Consider the following 17,601-nt stretch of genomic DNA (forward strand, 5'->3'; position numbering starts at 1 on the left):
AAAGAGGAGACTGAACCAACGTCTCATTTCTGGCGCCTTCGATCCTACAGATCCACGTCAACGTCTTACAACTGAGACCCTGATGTCGCTTGGCTTGCACGCCGGTATCCATCCCGCATAGTATCAACCTTAACCCCTTTGACCTTATCGTGGAGGTAACCGGTGACTATTCGTCCCGTCCTTCGTCACCATCGACGTGATTTGCTGGAGATCATGGCATTGCGCGCTACCGAAACCCAGCATCCCCAATCTCTTACCACCCTCGACGCCTATTTGGCGCACGACGTCTACACTCCAGGCACGCACATCTGGGCGCACTACCAGGCAAACGGTGCTGTACTCGGGTTCATCAAGCTCCGACGCCAGGCGGCGACTTGGCGTGTCAAGAGCCTGTTTGTCGCGCCTCATGTCCGGCAACAGGGCATCGCACGCCAACTGGTGCATGCCGCGGCGAATGCAGTTTGTCAGCGAGGTGGAAACACAGTCGAGTGGTGCCCGCCCGCCATACCGATGCCTGAGGGGTTCATCTCGGCTTGGCCCCGCCCACACTGTGGTGCAGACGGAATGTGTCGGTACGATCGCTCGCAGCTCGACGCCTTGGCCTTTCTGCCGTAAATTACTCGTTACAGGACGTGCAATTCAATATGTGATCATATGTATAATAAAGGTCGCAGTTGTTCACTAGACTTCTGACGTTACGCCCTGAGTCCTCAGGGTAGGGCTATACTGAGCCCGTTTACGAAAGGAGTCTGATTATGTGTACCATTGGCGCCGTTTTCGACGGTAATCAATTGCATACGTTCAAACAGTGCGACCTTATCCCGGTCACGCACTTCCACCCACCCCAAGTTCGTAGGGGTCAAAACGGCGTCGAGTCTTACATCGCCATGACGCGTGAAGGCAGCGAGGGGATCTGGGCTGGAACCAATGACGCGGGCGTTAGCTTCGTGGCTGCCGATTCCTGTACCACCACCGCCGCAAATTACTCGCCCAGCGCGGGCGAAATGCACGCCTTGTTTGAGGCATACGAGGCCACGGTGCGTGGACATACCAACGCCACCCAAGCGGCGATGCATTTGACGCAGTTTTACTTGTCAATGGGCAGTGCGACGCCTTTTCCCGCGCCGGACATCGCCCTCGTGTCCGGCTGGGCGGACGATACGCGCAGCCGCAAGGTGGCGATTTTCATTGAGTATATGCCCAACCCCTACAATCAGCGTCCTGTGCGAACCATCTGTCGTGACGACGGCCATTTTGTCTCGACCAACCACTTCAGAATGCAGCCGGACTCGGTGCATTATCCTGCCAATCACAGCACGTACTTGCGCCTACATCGGGCCGAGACACTCTTGCAACAGACGCCGAATCGAGCAGGGGTTGAACAGTTGCTGTCGGATCAATATTACGGCAGTACTGAATTGTCCATTTGCCGAGAGACCGACTTCATCGGCAGCGAGTTTTTCACCCAAGCCACCGCGCTGTTCTCCTTAGACAAAAGTCAGCCTGAATGCCGCTTCCAAGTCAATGGCAATCCCCGTAACCAACCACTGCAACGTTTTCATGAGACTCCCCGATGAAAATGCTGACCCTCTCTACCGAGCGCACGGATCGCTGCGATCTTGGGTGTTGACCTTCTGCGTCTCGACGACGGCGACGACATGATGGTGACTGACGAATTCCGTCCCCCTATGTGGGTTCCCATCCAGGGCGTCCAGATCTTATGAGCCTGCTTCCGCGATCCGCACACCGGGTCGCGGGTGTCTGTGAAGGTTCAGCTCGTTCAATTGGTCGTTTTTAATTGATTGTGGTGATGGATTTGCTTAGACACATACGTGATGGGTATCACAAAACACGCGCTTTTGGTAAGGTTTTGTTACAATTTGTCAGTGGTCGAATCTCAAAAATGAGAATCCTGCGGTAAAAAGCGCCTTGTTTCGATCAGACAAACCCGCCGCCGCCCCCCTTGAAGGCCGACAATCGCTCGACGCGTCGTCTCTGATCGGACACCTGTTTCAATGACATGCCATTCGATCCTAATGCTCACGCGTTCGGCAGAACTCCCTGTCTCGATCGCTCAGTGCTGACCGCGGGTTCCCGTTCCTCGCGCACGGTATGGCTGTCAACGATTACCGTTCAAGATAACAATAATGAGGTCATAATGAACACACTTTCCGGATTCAAGAATCGGATCATAACGGTCGTGGTTGTGCTGCTGTTCAGCGCACTTTCCGTGGCAACCTATTTGTCATACAGTCAATTGTCTCGCGCCATCAGCGGGCACATCTATCAACAATCCATGCTTGAGTTGGAGTTGGCGTCCAATTCAATTGAAAGGTGGGTCCATGGTGTTCAGCGCGGGATCGAAAATTCGGCCCCGGACTTCGCCATCCCTCACACGGACGAGCAAGTGACACTGATGGTCGAGCAGGTGGCCCACTCGCTACAAGTCAGCAGTTTGTATGTGGTGTTTGCCGACGGTCGTACTTTTAGTGAACACGGTTTGCAGCATAACTCAGACTATGCCTCCGAGGCTTGGTTTGCTCAGGTTCGACAGACAGGTCAAGCGTTTATACGTCCGATCCACATCGACCAAAATGGGGCGCCCGAGTTGAGTCTTGTGGTGCCGTTCCACACTCAAGGGCTGGTCAAGGGCGCGATACTGGCCAATATCGATTTGACGTCGTTGAATGAGTTCGTGGAGTCACCTCCATTCGAGGGCGCGATGATGGGGATCTATACCGACGAAGCGCTGACCATCGCCTCAAACGGGGAAGTGGATGTCCCGGGCCAAACGCGTCTGTCCGATTTTGCCGAGTTGGTGCCGTTAACTCATGCCATGCTGTCACAACCCTCAGGCCAGTTGGATTACCAATTGGGTGGCATTGAAAAAGTGGCGTTTTATCGGGCTTTGCCACTCAGTTCTGAACTCAAACTGCACCTGTTAGTGGGGGTCAATAAATCGCTGGCGTACGCCGACTTAGATCAGGCCACCCACCAGGCGCTGTGGACCGCGGGCGGTTTGCAGATCACCATGTTGGTAATCTTACTCGTGGTGTTGAATCTGTCCTATCGGCCGATCCTAGCCTTAAAAGCAACGATTCAAGATCTCTCGCAGGGCGAGGCGGACCTTACCCGTCGGTTACGCGTCGACAGCCAAGATGACCTGGGGCAGATCGCCGAAGCCGTCAATGCGTTCATCACCCGTCTGCAAACCTTGATGAAAGAAGTGGCGCGTTCAACCGACAGCATTTCTCATGAGATAGATACCCTCAAAAATCAAACCCAGCACAGCGATCGCATGTTGGCATCACACGCTCATGAGACCAGCCAGGTGGTCACCGCGATCAACGAGCTCAGTTCCACCGCCAATAGTGTCGCGAGTAGCGCGTCACAAACCGCGGCGTTTACCCGCACTACGCAAGAGCAGGCGGAGCAATCGCGAGACGTAGTGGCTGAGGCCGTGGTCAGCGTCGAAGCTCTGGTTGCCGATGTTGCCTCAATGGAAGCGCACATTCAGGCCATGAGTGAAGACTCTGTTATGATCGCGTCGGTGTTGTCGGTGATCGGTGAAATTGCCGAGCAAACTAACCTCTTGGCCCTCAATGCGGCGATTGAAGCGGCTCGAGCTGGGGAGCAAGGGCGAGGCTTTGCCGTCGTGGCGGACGAAGTCCGCGCACTCGCCGCGCGAACGCAGCAAAGTACGTCGGAGATCCGAGTGATGCTGGACAAGCTCAATGACGGTTCGCGGATCACGGTCGAGGCGATGACACAAACCAAACAACGCTGTCAGGCCACGGCGGCCAATACTGCGAATGTGAATCAGCGCTTAGACTCCGTGTCTCTGTCGATTGATCAAATCAACGATTTAAGTGCGGAAATCTCAACTGCTGCTGAGCAGCAACATGTGGTGACCGAAGAAGTCAGTCACAACATGGTGACGATCCACGACATTATCCAAACCCTTACGCAAAGCAGCCAAGAGACGTTGACGCGCACTGGCAACCTAGACCGCACCAATCAACAACTGCGGGCGGTGGTCGGTCAGTTTAAAGTGGACTGATTCCCCTTGACTACCTAACGCTGCTTGAGGGGGCCGTTTCGTACTGAGGCGGTAACGCTGGCTAAGTCGGGGGCGAGACGGTCCCATGGTTATGGGGGGGAGCAACTCTCCGTGTTCGCCATCGGTGGGGAGTGTTTCAAAAACGGGGGCAGAGAACAGGGTAAAGTGCACGCGCAGCGCCCTGGTCTCTGCCCCCGTTTTCGATCCCCATCCGCTAGGCGAAAACGGAAGTGATGTCCCCCCGACATAGGAGAACCATGATGACCCGTCCTTTACCCCCTCCAAGCCAGCTTAACCGCCACAGTCCGACCAGCGTATCGTCGCTGGACCGCTCAGGCTCCTCCAAAAATGATGCGCAAAATCTGGCCAACATTCGCTACGTGCAGCGCTTATACCAACTCAACTGGATTGATCGCTTGCGCCGCCGTTTCGGCTGGCGTCGCGCTCGTTCTACAGCCCGCCGTGCTCGCCCGATGTGGTATCGTTGTACCGCCCAAGGCTGCTTTCCGGTCCGCCGTCAACGTGGAGGCCATCATGATGATTAAGGCCATGCCTTGGACGCAGAGCTCGTCTTTTAGCGCCCATGACCAAGCGGTGTTACAGGAAGCCAAAGACATCATTGCTCGCTACTGGGCAGCCCGTTCGCCCAATGTGCTCAATGCCCCGAATTTGGTCAAAATGTATTGCCAATGCCATTTGGCCCATGTTGACCGAGAAGTGTTTGGCGCGTTGTGGCTCGACAATGGTTTGCGCGCACTGGGCACCGTCGACTTGTTTGCGGGTAGCCTTAACCACGCCGCTGTTCATACGCGTGAGGTGCTCCGTTCGGGGCTGCGTCTCAATGCTGCGGCGGTCATTTTTTACCACAATCATCCGTCCGGCGATCCATCGCCCAGTCAAGCCGACCGACAATTGACCAATCACTTGAAAGACGTGCTTGGGCAAATTGAGATCCGGGTTCTCGATCACATGGTGGTGTCTCTGTCCGGTGTCGTCTCGTTCGCAGAGCGCGGTTGGTGTTAATGCAATCAGCGCCCAAACTGGGCGCTTTTTCGGCAAGTGCCGACGCCATGATTATCGGCGTCGCGACGCCCAGATAGGATTGTTCAACGGTGAACCACTGACCGAAGACACACCCCTCGCTAAATGATTGACACTTTTTGAGAACATTTGAGATCAGCTAAGTCGTTCAAGCGTCGCCGTTTTTTTCCTTTGATAGCCAAGCGTTCAGCCTCGTGTTGCTGCCTTGAGCAAGCGCCTCATTGAAAGGCCATTGAAATATCACTGCGTTCGCATTGCGCCCTTGACCTGCGGGGGAAACAGGCGTACACCATTGAGGCGTCAATCTTGTGTCCAACCCCGATGTCTAAGGAGAGGCCCATGTCGGAACGATACCCATTGCAAACCACCCTTCAAGCGACACTGAAACGCGATTTTTTAACGTACAAGCAACGAGAACGTCTCAGTGATGCTGAGTCGGCGCGGCAATTGCTCACGCTTGCGCTGCGGATTGAACTGAGCGACGCCACGGAACCAGCCGTCAGTCACCGTGCGTTGCTTGAAGAGGTTTACCGAACGCAACGCTTGACATCAGCCATGGTCGATGTGGTGTTTGGACAAACGTTTAATGACACCCACTTGATGGCGCAACAGGCGGCTTCAAGTGCATTGAGACAGACAGTCAAAGCCGATATCGAGCGTCAAGTGCAGGCGTTCTTAGCTGGGCGCTCGGTCGAAAGCTAATGGTTGTTTCGCGTAGGTTCTGTGGGCAAGACTTCAAGGGCTGGGTGGCTTAACGTGCGCTGCAGCGTGTCGCGGTCAATGTCGTGCAGCAGATCGCGATCCACAGTAGGCACTGGTGCCCAGCACTCCCACCAGGGATCGTGTGGCTCAACAGCTTCCGATGTTTGTGCTGGTAAGCTCGGTGTCCAGCGGGGCCAAGCTGGGGCAGGTTGCTTAATGTAAGCGTCATGATTCGGGTGGGCAGTGATGGTCGGAGGCAGGCCACGACAGAAGGTGTCATGCATGTGGGCTAAAAACGCATCGTGAGGCAACCTTGCCCGCTGCGCGAGCGTCGACAGCAGACTGTGTGTACGACCTGTTTGGGTATCGGTGATGTGGCCACGTTTGGGGCCAGAAACGCAGACAAGTGTGGGTCGATCACGGGGGCCAAACACCAGCCATTGCGGTGTGGAACGTTCCGGGTCGGGGCAACCAAATAGCTGCGTGGCTAAGCTTTCGGTATAACGTGGCAGCGCGTGGTTAAGATGGGCTTCCAAGCGTCGGACATCGTACTCACCAAGTGCCGTGTGAAATCGGGGATCGTCTGCCAAGTTAGGCTGCTCGTTAAAGTAGACGGTTCGAGCGGGGATAGTGCCGTCTATGGTATCGAGCGCACTGAACGCCTCACAAGGCCGGCTAAGCCAAGTGTTGACCAAGGCCTCGGGGGCGTCAGTATACAGACAGACTCGATCCCGCGCTCGGCTTACGTCAACGTACGCACGGCGTAAACTTGTCAACGCACCTTGCGATCGTACAACAGACAGGACGCAGTCGACGGTCATGCCTTGAGCCATGTCTGCCGTGCGAGTGTAATCGTAATCCCAATGTGCCTGGGCCAGCTCAAAGGGGTTAAACGCTACACGTTGGCCTCTCTCCGAGCGAAGCTGTATTCCCGTTGTTGAGATTCGCTCCACGACGTAGCGTTCGTTGGAGCACCAGGGATCGCCACGCGTTGCCTGGCGAAAGACGATCCAATCATTGACCGACAAGGACGGATGGGACAGCGTGTACAACTGGGTGTGAGTATGGTCTCGCTCTAGAGGCAAAACCACCCGCGGGGCGTCTGGTGTTGAAGACGCCAAGGTCACAATGCCTGTCGTTGGGTCGACCTCGGCGATGGTCTCGTAATGATTAGGGTGGAGGCTGAGCACTCGCCCAGGTTGGTAAGGCATCATGGTACCTCTTTCCGCGGGTGTGGTGTTGATGGCGCGCAGGCGAGGGGTAGGAACGGATCGATCGGGCAGCTCACCCCGCTCACGGCGTGCAGCGCGCATGACGGTAGCGATGGCATCACGCTCAACATGGGTATGAGCAATAATGAGCGTCTGACGGCGCGTGTCTGGAGTACGCGACAGAAAGTCATCGACTAATTGTTGGTATAACGACGGATTTGCCTTGTCTTCAGAGGGCATTAGATCGTGTGTCGACACTATGGTTGGGGCTCTCGTCGCGTGATCGGGCGCTTGTTTACTGAGGCAGTGAATCGCACTGCCTGGTTGCCCATCGACGAAGTGCTGAACTGCCCGTCTCAGATTGGGGGTCCGCTGGCGAACAATATCATGCAGATAGGCAGTCTTGATCCAACCGCGTTCAATCGCCAGCGCAAACGGCTTACCGGCTTCCAATGCCAACAATTGGTGCCGATCACCCAACAGGACGGCTCGAGAGTTACTGTCTATGACCAAGCGCAGGAACCTCAACAACTGGGGGTTGCCAAGCATTGCACATTCATCAAGAAAAAACAGGCTTCGACAAAACGTGGCGGAAGAGGTTCGCCGATCTTGATAACGAGCGAGGCATTGCGCTAACGTCGTCGCGGGGAGGCCCTGACGCTTAAGCTCGCGGACTGCTGAGCGTGTTGGCGCTAAACCTAACAACTGCTTGGGCGGCCGGGCGATATCCGACTGCGCCTCCCGCACTAACTGAAGGACTTCTTTCAGCAAGGTCGACTTGCCAGTGCCTGCCAAGCCTTGTACGGCGACAAAGCGATCTCGGCTGGTTGTGATGAGGCTTAGCGCCTGTCGTTGGCCTGGCGTTAACTGAGGCCGGGTTGACAGTAGTGTCTCCAGCGCCGAAGGTGGCGTTAACGGCGGTTGTGTGTCCCTCTGGGTGTGCAGATGGCTGAGAATGGCCCGCTCTTGTGCCAATGCACGGTCTGTCGTCCAGCGAGTTCCGTCTTGAAACGCACGGCTCAATAGCGTGCGCTGGCCGTCAAGTTCCGCCAGGATATCGTTTAACGTTAGTCCTTCACGGGACTCCGCGAGGGCAAAACGGATCGACTCGATAACCAAAGTGCGCTGACGAAATGCAGCCTGCGTAGTGGCACAATGATGCAGGGCAAAAGCGACCGCCTGTTTTGCAACACTTGCGTTGGCAAGAGGAGCGACCAAGTGCAGTGCTTGCTTCACATCGCGTTCGATGTCTGTAGCCGCAGTTCTGTCTAGGTAACGATCGATGGTCGGGTGTGGAGATAGGAGCCGTTCGATGGCGCATGGACGAACATCGGCATGCTCAAGACGCTGGTGCGCGAGGGGCCGATCATCGGTGTGTAGGTCAATCCGGCGATAACGCGCACACAGGGGCTCGAGCAGGGTCTTGGACAGCGTATAGGCAGGCGCAACGAACAGAAGGTAAGGCTTAGGGTGACGATCCGATGGCCCCGCAAGGTAATGGTAAGCCAATGGCCAAGATGAACGCGTGAGATCTGACAATCGATGCACACCACCATCTGGTCCTTTGAGCACACAAACGGTCGGCGAACACTTCACGACTCGGTACGCTAAGCCCTCCTCTAGGCCAATGTTTGGCTCGTTTTGGGTTGCGATTAATCGCTCGCCCTTGGCGATGTTTAAGGGGTGGGATACCCATACCTGAGCTGAGAGGGACGCCGCTTCGGAGGTCAGATCCAGGCGCACGGGCACCTTGCCTTTGTCCGTCATCAGCTCTATGCAATTGCGTTGACGATCGACGGTGTGGACATGCCCCTGTACCCAGCGATCACGGTATCGATAGCGCAGGCGCATGCCCGGTTGATAGTACTTGGTTAAGCGCTGCTCACTGGGTGAGAGCCATTGGCAAACGTCCGCCAGCAAACTGACACTGGGTCCGGATAGGTGGCCGTGCACTCTTAACAACTCGCGCACACGGTGTGTTAAATCCGCGTGGGTACGGCGAGAGGCGGTGCGGATTTCCCACCGCGGATCCAATGCCGCGTCGAGCAATCTTGATGTCAACGACCGATCTTCTTCCCCAGTCAGAACGACTTTGGATGGACGTTGTTCTTGACTTTGCCAAACATACGTCGACACATGGCCACAACGAAACAGGGCGAGGGCATTACGCGCCCAAGCGCTGGGCTGTCGTGTGTGTCGGTTCAGCAATATCAGCTTGTTTTGGGATTGTGTGACAATGTCACATAACTGCCTGAGTTGTTCCGCATTCAACTGACGAGCGTCGTCGACGACCACCACCTCGCCTCTACGTAATGGGGGAGGCGCCGCCAAAAACTGATGCAGGATGGTCGGTGTTATCGACGAAAGCCTCTGGAGCCATTGGCGACTCCGGGGCGCCGCAGAATGGCGCGTCCACCATTGGCGAATGTCACGTCGGCGAGAGAATACCACGTGGCTGCCCAAGCCGCTGATCCTTAAGGCGTCCAATACATGGTCATTTAAAGCGCCTGGCTCACCCTGCACGTCAATCACGTGGAAAGGGCGAGTCGAGCGGATCAGTGTGGTAAGGCACATCCTCTGAGCGGCGCTCAAATGTCGGCTCTCGAGTAGGTGGGGATGAGGCCGTTGCCCGGGCACTTTGTGACGACGGCGAGCGCAGGCCAATAACGACAACTCCCGATGCAGTAATTCTGCGGTGGTGTAGTGTCCTTGGGTCGGTAAGGCGATCAACTGCTTGTCTTTGATACGCTGCTCAACGGCGTTCTTGACGGCCTGAACGGTGAGCGATGGCTGGTCGTTAAATCGATCGAAGGCTACCTGAACTATGTGTTCCATCGACATGGCGGTTTGATAGCGGGTTAAGTGGTCAATGGCCAATGTGACGGCTCGATTGGCTTCATTGATCATCGGAAGTGGCACGCGGGGCGGGCCACGACGCGCCGCATCCAGCAATTGCTCCGGTGTATACCCCAACGCAACCAGACGCGACTGCCATTCAGGGAGAGGATTGACACTGTGCTCCGTCGCTTTCTCGACCCGCGTGCATAAGGCGGCTATGTCGCGTGCAGAAGGTGAATCCCACCCGCGTGCTCGCTGCCATTGCTGGATCTGAGCACGACGCACCGAAAAGGCCTCAATGACGCTGCGCGGTACGCCGACGATATCGAAGGCACCGTTGGCCTGAGGCTCCAATCGGTAACCTAAGGCCGTCACCGATTTGGCTAAGTGACCGTGATACAGCGCAGAGTAGTATTTCTGATGAGCAAACAGCCGCTCGAACGTGCCATTGAGCACGGAAGAGCGCTGACGGGTGCAACTGGCCAACGCGCGTAGTGGACCTTGCGCAACGCGGGTGAGATTGGTGATCACCGCGTGGGAGTGTAACTGAGGATCATGCGCCCGACTGGTGGTGTGCTCAAACACGGCGACCAGCAGAGAGCCGGTCTCCACGTACGCCAGTTGACCCTGACTCTGAACGCGCGCCTGGGCTGCTTCGCGCTCTAGGGCTGTCAAGGCGTAATGTACTGCATGCTCATGAGCCTGTCTCAAACGTTGATCACCGCCCAACAAGGCGAGCAGACTCAACGACTTTGGGGCGGAGAATGTCACATCCAGACCCGGGGCATGTTGGCTGCGTCGCCCCACCGTTGCCTCTCCTTGAACGTGTCCCCTTAGCGCTTCAAGAAAGCACTTGGGTTCAACCTTTTGACGCCACAGTCCTGCTTCTTTAGCTAACTTGCCCAACCAATAGCCTGCGCGCGCCTGTCCCGTCTTTTCCTGTTCATCAACCAAGTAATACTGCGCCGCCCGAGCGGCGCTACTTAAGGGGATAAGGGTCAACATGGTTCGTTCGACGTCGAATCCGGAGCGCGGTGATCCAAATACGTCAGGGTATACCCTCGGTGTGGCCAGTGATCAATGCAGTGCTGCGCGGCCTTCAGGGTTAATGTCTGGTGACGCCAATCATTACCCACGAGGATATCCAGCACTACTTTTTGGTGACGGCGTTTGGTTTGGCGCTTGCGTTCAGTCATATAAGGCTCCTAAATTTGAGTGGGTGGAGGAGGCCTCCTCTCGCGTTTGCGCGGGGGAGGGCGGGATTTTTGGGGAGGGTGGACGCGGCACAAAATCGGGTTCCGCCTTCTCCACGGTCACATACGGCAAAACCAGTTTGGCGACCCAGTCCGTCCCAGGGGAACGAACAAAGCAGTGTAAGTCGGGCAGCGCTTGGATTTGTGTGGGCGTGATGATCGGGCGGGTCAACCGCTGCAGATTTCGTGAGCGAGCATCGCGGCGCGCCCTCGGCGTCAGCGTTTGACCATGACGCACGACGTCTATGTCCTGCTCCCCGAGCTCCTGTGAGGCGACCTTCGCCATCGCATGCGACGGAGAGCGGAAGAAAAATCGGCTGTTGAGCAAATCGCAGATCGCCTGAGCATCATGGGCTCCATAGTTTTTGATCAGTTGCGCATGGGATTGCAAACTGATCACAAAGCAGCCCCCAAACTTACGCACTTCGGCCAAGGTACTGGCTAGCTCGGGTAATTGTTGCAAACTGGGGAGTTCGTCCAAAATCACCCATAAACGGCGTTCATGACTCTCCGATAATCCTAAGATCGCATTCGAGGCAATGGCGAGCCACAAGGAAATCAATGGCCTCAACGCGACATGATGACGGGCGTGACTGGTCAAAAACATGAAGCCGGTGGCGCTGTCATCGCGTACCCAATCGGTGATGGAAAAACGTTGCCTCAGATGCGCCGGCCGATCTTGACGATCTAACCCCTGCAAACAGCGCAGCGATCGGGCATAGGTGGTGAGGACCGTTTGGATCGACAGCGCGGTTTTTTTGATGTCCTTCGAAACGTACGTGGCCGCTTCCGTGTTCGCGAGAAAATTTGATAGCGTCGTGAGATCGGAGGTGGTCAATAGCGCCAATAGGCGTTCGGTCGTGGGTGGGCGAGATTCATTCCTAAGCTGGCGGGCGACCGAAGCAAAGACACTTCGCGCTGATTCATTCCAAAAAGGGTCGCCCTGTGGTGACGCGGGAATGAGGGCGCTCGCCTGATGTTCAAAATCGGCGGCGTCGGTCGCGTCTGCCCACAGATCCCAGTTGACACTGCGCGCATCATAGGGGTTGAGCAGCACATCAGTTTCAGGGCGGTAAAAAGTTCCGACAAAACTGCACCCCTTATCATAGACCACAGCCCGATCACCGCGTGCGCGGATCCAGGCGAGAAATTCCCGGATCAATACCGATTTTCCGCTGCCTGTTGTGCCTTCAATGCGCACATGCTGGCGCTCGAAATGGGGATGCAGTACATCAAATCCTCCCAAGCAAAGTGGTGCGCGGGAAGGCGAACTGGTACCACGGTGCATCTCGCGCTCCAACTGGGCTGGTGGTACTTGTTTCCCCCCGCGGATCAGGCGGTCACGTGATGCTGTTACGCCGAGACGGATCATGATGATGACAAACGACATCATTGTTAGCAGACCGACTCCCACTGCTAACTCGAGTGCGGGTACAAATTGGCGCCAAAAGCGGGCGTGGCCTAGTTCGATGAACGGGGAGCGCATCAGGGTCCCCAAAGTCCATGTGTGAGCTTGAGACGCGTCGCTTACGGCGACGATTTGCTGCGTTGATGCGCCCAGCCAGTAGAGAGCATGCACACGCCAATACCACCCTTCCAGCCTCCACAAATCGCCCGACACTGACGTCAAGGCATGGAATGCAACCACCATCATCATTTCCACCCCGAGGGCGATAGTTAAAGTGGCGCCCAATTGCCCGTTGAATTGCACCGTGCGTAGTGCATAGAACAGATTAATCAGACGAGTCATCGGGTGGATCCCCTTGTCGCTTGAGGCCACTTTGTCGTTGCAGCTCACCGCCCCATACTGTGGCGTTTACCTCCACCTGATGGTGGGTGTGTTCACTGAACAGCGATTGGCCCTCAAGTAGGGTAAATGCCTCAGCCCGCACCTCGTCGACGCGTTGTTGAGCTTGCTCGGATTGAGCGGTAAGGCGAGCGCGCTGCTGCTCGGTGAACGAAGGGACGGAGGCTTGCTCATTGAGCGGCGCCGCCGCCAGCGTCTGACGAAAGTCTTCGCTGCGTAAATAGGCATCAAAGTGATGCTCTACCTCGCGTAAGGCTTCCGGTAAGCGAGCGGTCATTAAGCGTTGCACCCAGCCTTCGGGACGGTTTGGTTGGCGCTCCAAGTAGCGTTGGAATCCTGAAATGGTGCTTGATGTTAACGTGTTCCCGTCGCTGTTCAGCCATTGGTCCATCTTGCTGAGGCTCTCGACTTGTGTGTCTGTCTGGGTTGCCAATTGCGTCAACCCTTGCAAACGTTGGTAGTGAAGTGAAAAATCGCGTGCGTATTGTTCGAGGGCGCTGTGTTGGGTCTGGCTGTTGAGCTGAAGGCCCGCTTTGGCCATCTCACTGGCACCTTGTTGGTACTGTGTCAGTGCTTGTGTCAGTGCCTGGCGTTGGCTGCCAGTCATGGTTTGATACTGATGGCGCTGTTCGGCGTTCCATTGCGCGTTGACGCCCGCAGAGACCCCTGTTAAGGCTCCCAACGAAGAGGGAACAGACATCCCCGCGTGGGCGGTCACGGCGGTGGCGAAGGCCGTGGCTTGTTGACGCGTCCAACCCATGGTGTCAGCGACACCTGAAATCGCTGTCGCCATTGTGTTACTGCTGCGTAACACTTGCCCTTCGCTGGCACTGTGTTCACTGTGACCATAGCTGCGTGTTAGCGCCGCTTGATCGGACCACCGATCGTGCCATTGCGCACTTTGCTGGTACGCGGCACTGAGTTGTTCTTGCCATTGAGCCTGTTGGTGTTTGGCCTCTTGGAATTGCGATTGCACGCTGCGTTGTAGCGTCCGCTGTGCTTGCGATTGCCACAAAGGCTTGGACTCCGTTTCACGCGCGTCATAGGTGTGTCGCAAGTCATCGTGTAAGAAGGTCTGAGTCATAGCCCCTTGGGCATCTTGCGTGGAGGCAACTCCAGAGCGCAGCAGCACATTGTCGTCCCATTTATTGGCGTGGGTCGTGTTGTATTGGTGTGTTTGCATGTGCACTTGACCGAAATCCAAATTCCCGGTCGCTGAGGCCGCGGATGCCCGTGTATTGGTCGCATGGATCATGGAGGCAAATTGATGATGGACGGCTTCGATTGCGCTGACCCCTCCTCGCAGTAGCTTGCTCGCCAGGACAGGGACGGACAGCATCAAGACGCCTGTCGCGGCACCAAAACGGGTATGCAACGCCGACAACCCATCGGCGTTGCTCAGCGATAGGCCAAGCAGACCTTGCGTCGCGAGCGGTGAATAGGTTTCTAGCGTCCACAACATCAGCGCGTTGATCAATGCAAACAATGTCGGCCACATGGCCAGATAGAGGTACACGCGGCAATATTGGCTCAGGACACTGTGCGTTAAGGTGGGGATCAAAGCGGCGGCGGCGACAAAGAACCCACAGCCACTGAAGACGAAGAACATCAACGCATGCAGCATCGGCAAGTACTCCTGGGCCTGCAAGCCGATTGACCAACCCATGGTGGTTTGATGTAATTGATTTTGCGTGTAAGCGTAGGCCAGACCGCCAGCCGTGGAATCGAGCCGGTCGATCCCAAGACGGACAGCATTGATGGCGAGGTTCTGTCGCAGCAAACTAACGGCATGATCACTGATCCCCAAAAACGCTCGATAGCTGTTGGACAGCGCCTGTGCTAAATGCGCCTGCTTGGCGTTGGCCTCCGGCCCGTAGAGCTGCAAGGACAGGCTGCGAAGTGCGGTTTTGGCAGAACGGTCAAACTCGTCGCGAATGGTGGGGTAGATCTCCGCACAGGTGTGAAAATGCCCCTGTTGGTCAAACTGACCTCGGATAGGACTGAGGGCTGTTGCATCCAGCAAGCCGAGAATATCCACCGAACGGTACAGCGCGTCCCAGGTATACTTGCGGCTGACCTCAATGTCATCGACCACACAGTTGTTGAAAAAAGCCTGCCACTGAGATCGGGCCTCAATCGTGGGCAGTGTACTGTGTTGAGACAAACGATACAGCATCGAGCCAAACAGCATGCCTGTGCGTCCGTAACGTCGGTCATCGGTGGTGTTGAAGGCGGTTTCAACGCCGTCTGCAACCCCCACCATGAGGGTGGAGAACGCCCACGTTGGCAGGGCAATCAAATAGGGCACATTGTCAACCGCGTAAGGGGGATGGGCCGCGGTCAAATCGTGCACCCATACCCGCGCCGTTTGTTTGATAAGCAAGGTCGGCACCAGGGCAAACATGATCCCCCAGCGCCAGAGGTGTTGTGGATGGCGCGATACCATAAACCGTTGCAGGGTCATGACCGTTCCGAACATCAGAGCAATGGCCAGTAAATCCGCAAACGGCGAACTGTCGAAGAACGCCGCTACCGCGTTGAGCACACGCGCCAGTGTCGCCCCTTGCGTATAGGTATAGTAGTCGAGATCGATCACTGAGATCCTCCCACACGGCTTGGCGTACTCAAGAGGCGCCGCAAACGCTGACGTTGATGGGCGTCCTGATACTGATAGTGCGCGATGAATGCGTTTTGCCATTGCAACTGCTCGCGCGCCTGTTGGGTAAAGCGCGCGCTAAAGGCTTGAACTCGAATAATGGACTGCTCAATCTCGGTGAGTTCATCGCGATCAAGCGGTTGGCGCACGACAGCCTGGCGAACATTGGACAACATCGCTTGCATAAACGTTTCCAGCAAGTCCACCGCGATCACCCGCGCATGCGCCGCAAAGTTCGGAGTCGAGCCGGCACGATGTACGCTGTTAAACACTGCCAAGATCGGGCTGCGTGTCGCTTCCAGCAGGGCTCGCTGGTGGGTGGTTAAGGGGGTGTCCTCTCGTAGCGCGAGATCCAGTGAGATTAAGGTACGTTGAACCCGTTGTTGAAGGCTTTGAGCTGGTGATACGGTCCGCCATGCTCGCTGCGGGGCCAAGCACCCTTTGGCACTGCGATCCTGACAGTGATACAACTCGACACGTCCTCCGGTGAGCAAGGTTTCGACGAGTCGATTGGACTCCGTTACTAAGCTGGGGTACTGGTGACGATGTTGAGTGGTGTCGTAGATCACAGTCCCTGTCGTGCTCATCAGAAACTCAGCCAACGACGGATCGCTGGCTAGTTGTGGCACCGCCATCAGCGCTGACCAAACTAAATTATGGTGAAACTTGGTTAGCGCGCTCAGGTCCTCACTCTGACGTGCCTGCTTGAGTTGTGTTCGAGCCTGCCCGCCGACGCCACAGCCTTGTTGAGCGGCCACCCAGTCGGAAAAGGCGTTATTGCGCACTCCCATGGTTGCGCAGACGTGCTTTTGACTCTGAGGCACCGCAAAAGCGGCCAATCCACTGATCCCCGCTTCTGCGGCTTGGCATGAGCTGATGGACTGGTTGAGCCATCGGTCCGCAACGCTTTGTAAGTGATCACGGATCTGCTTGATTTGCGGCGCCCATGTTTGCAAGGCCAGATCCACCGCAAAGGGCAGGGCGTTGGCCACCACGGCTTTACCAAAATGCACCAACTCTTCAGAATTGATGTGAGAGAAGCCACCCATGAAGGCATCGATGCCCCCACAGCCTGCTTTAATGGATGGGAGCGTCACCGCGCCCAACGAGAGAGAGCGCGAAGGGGCACGGACATAGACTGACCCGCCGGTGTAGTAATGCGCCGCTTGACCCTGATACGCATGCGCAGTGGACACGTTTTCTTGGTAGTCTAATCCGTCATAAAACGCCTCTAACGCGTCTTGTAAACCGGCGGCGTCCGCCGAGCTCGCAGCCAACGTCAGCAACAGGGCAAGAGCTCGACCGTTAGCGCGTAACATGACGAAACTCCGTGGCGACATGATACAAACGCCGCGTCAACTCAGACGTCGACAGAAAGCCATACGCCACTGGCTCTATGCGACCCGTCGCTGGCTGGACCAACATGAGTGCGGGCGTAGTGTTCACGTTGAGTTGCCCTCGATGACGACGATTGCGGCGCACGGCCGGGGCCAGAATGCCATCTTCGCTGATGCCTAATAACGCCAATTCGTACCTATCGGCTAGCGTTTGCAGACTGGGCGCCAGGGCTTGCGTGTAGGGATCCGCACCACGATAAAGCCAGAACAAACCCCAACCTTGCTGTGAGAGCGTCGTCAACGCCTGGGTGTGCGTCTGTACTTGGCGTTCGTAGTATATCTTACGTGCGGTGTGGGCCATGGGGTGGGCGATCATAGTCGACAGCTCAGGATGGTGAGTCAGGACTCGCAGGAAGGTGGCGGCGGTGTGTTCAGTTTTGGTCAAGATGAAATGGTGCAGACGCATCAACGTCAGGGCGTGTTCTAGGTTGTCTGGGGCTAACGTCGCTTGCGCCAACGCCGTCTTATAGTACTGGTGAAACCAGCGCAACTGTGCTCGTGGGCTTAAACTAGGCACGGGCTTTGGCGCAGGGAGTTCGGAAGTGGCACGAGGGCCATTATACCAGCGCCAACCTAGGGGCTCGGCGCCGAGTCGTGGGGAACAGAGTAAGATAAGACAAACCAGAATACGCATGA

The 17,601-nt window shown here is 56.3% G+C and carries 10 protein-coding genes; 5 read left to right on the plus strand and 5 right to left on the minus strand.

The features are described 5' to 3' along the window. Positions 1–213: 213 nt before the first annotated feature. From VIC_RS27255 to VIC_RS06825, 5 genes are all read left to right on the plus strand, one after another. Positions 214–615: a GNAT family N-acetyltransferase gene (locus VIC_RS27255; RefSeq protein ID WP_039951417.1), complete on the plus strand. Its 402-nt coding sequence runs from the start codon at positions 214–216 to the stop codon at positions 613–615. A gap of 140 nt (positions 616–755) precedes the next feature. Further along, the gene (locus tag VIC_RS06805) at positions 756–1,577 is read left to right on the plus strand and encodes a carcinine hydrolase/isopenicillin-N N-acyltransferase family protein (RefSeq protein WP_006958686.1); all 822 of its coding nucleotides are present in this window, start codon (positions 756–758) and stop codon (positions 1,575–1,577) included. Positions 1,578–2,158: 581 nt separating this feature from the next. After that, positions 2,159–4,060: a methyl-accepting chemotaxis protein gene (locus VIC_RS06810; protein ID WP_039951418.1), complete on the plus strand. Its 1,902-nt coding sequence runs from the start codon at positions 2,159–2,161 to the stop codon at positions 4,058–4,060. Between the two features lie 348 nt (positions 4,061–4,408). After that, positions 4,409–5,083 carry a JAB domain-containing protein gene (locus tag VIC_RS06820; RefSeq protein WP_006958688.1) on the plus strand — a complete coding sequence of 225 codons (675 nt, stop codon included), beginning with the start codon at positions 4,409–4,411 and terminating at the stop codon, positions 5,081–5,083. Between the two features lie 357 nt (positions 5,084–5,440). Next, positions 5,441–5,803 carry a hypothetical protein gene (locus tag VIC_RS06825; RefSeq protein ID WP_006958690.1) on the plus strand — a complete coding sequence of 121 codons (363 nt, stop codon included), beginning with the start codon at positions 5,441–5,443 and terminating at the stop codon, positions 5,801–5,803. Here the strand turns inward: VIC_RS06825 and traI are convergent. From traI to traF, 5 genes are all read right to left on the minus strand, one after another. Further along, positions 5,800–10,857 carry a conjugative transfer relaxase/helicase TraI gene (traI, locus tag VIC_RS06830; protein WP_006958691.1) on the minus strand — a complete coding sequence of 1,686 codons (5,058 nt, stop codon included), beginning with the start codon at positions 10,855–10,857 and terminating at the stop codon, positions 5,800–5,802. The genes VIC_RS06825 and traI overlap by 4 nt on opposite strands. 183 nt (positions 10,858–11,040) lie before the next feature. Beyond that, entirely contained in the window at positions 11,041–12,855 is a 1,815-nt protein-coding gene (gene traD / locus VIC_RS26030; RefSeq protein WP_006958692.1) for a type IV conjugative transfer system coupling protein TraD, read from the minus strand. Continuing rightward, positions 12,839–15,508, minus strand: coding sequence for a conjugal transfer protein TraG N-terminal domain-containing protein (locus VIC_RS06845; protein ID WP_050778605.1), 2,670 nt, complete (start codon positions 15,506–15,508; stop codon positions 12,839–12,841). Before VIC_RS06845 ends, traD begins: the two co-directional genes overlap by 17 nt. Continuing rightward, a complete protein-coding gene (locus tag VIC_RS06850) occupies positions 15,505–16,887 on the minus strand; it encodes a conjugal transfer protein TraH (RefSeq protein ID WP_006958694.1) in 1,383 nt (460 codons plus the stop codon). Before VIC_RS06850 ends, VIC_RS06845 begins: the two co-directional genes overlap by 4 nt. Then, positions 16,874–17,599, minus strand: a complete 726-nt coding sequence (traF, locus tag VIC_RS06855; RefSeq protein WP_006958695.1) for a conjugal transfer protein TraF — start codon at positions 17,597–17,599, stop codon at positions 16,874–16,876. Before traF ends, VIC_RS06850 begins: the two co-directional genes overlap by 14 nt. Positions 17,600–17,601: the final 2 nt, after the last annotated feature.

Origin of the sequence: Vibrio coralliilyticus ATCC BAA-450 (assembly GCF_000176135.1) — a bacterium.
In the GTDB taxonomy this organism is placed as follows: domain Bacteria; phylum Pseudomonadota; class Gammaproteobacteria; order Enterobacterales; family Vibrionaceae; genus Vibrio; species Vibrio coralliilyticus.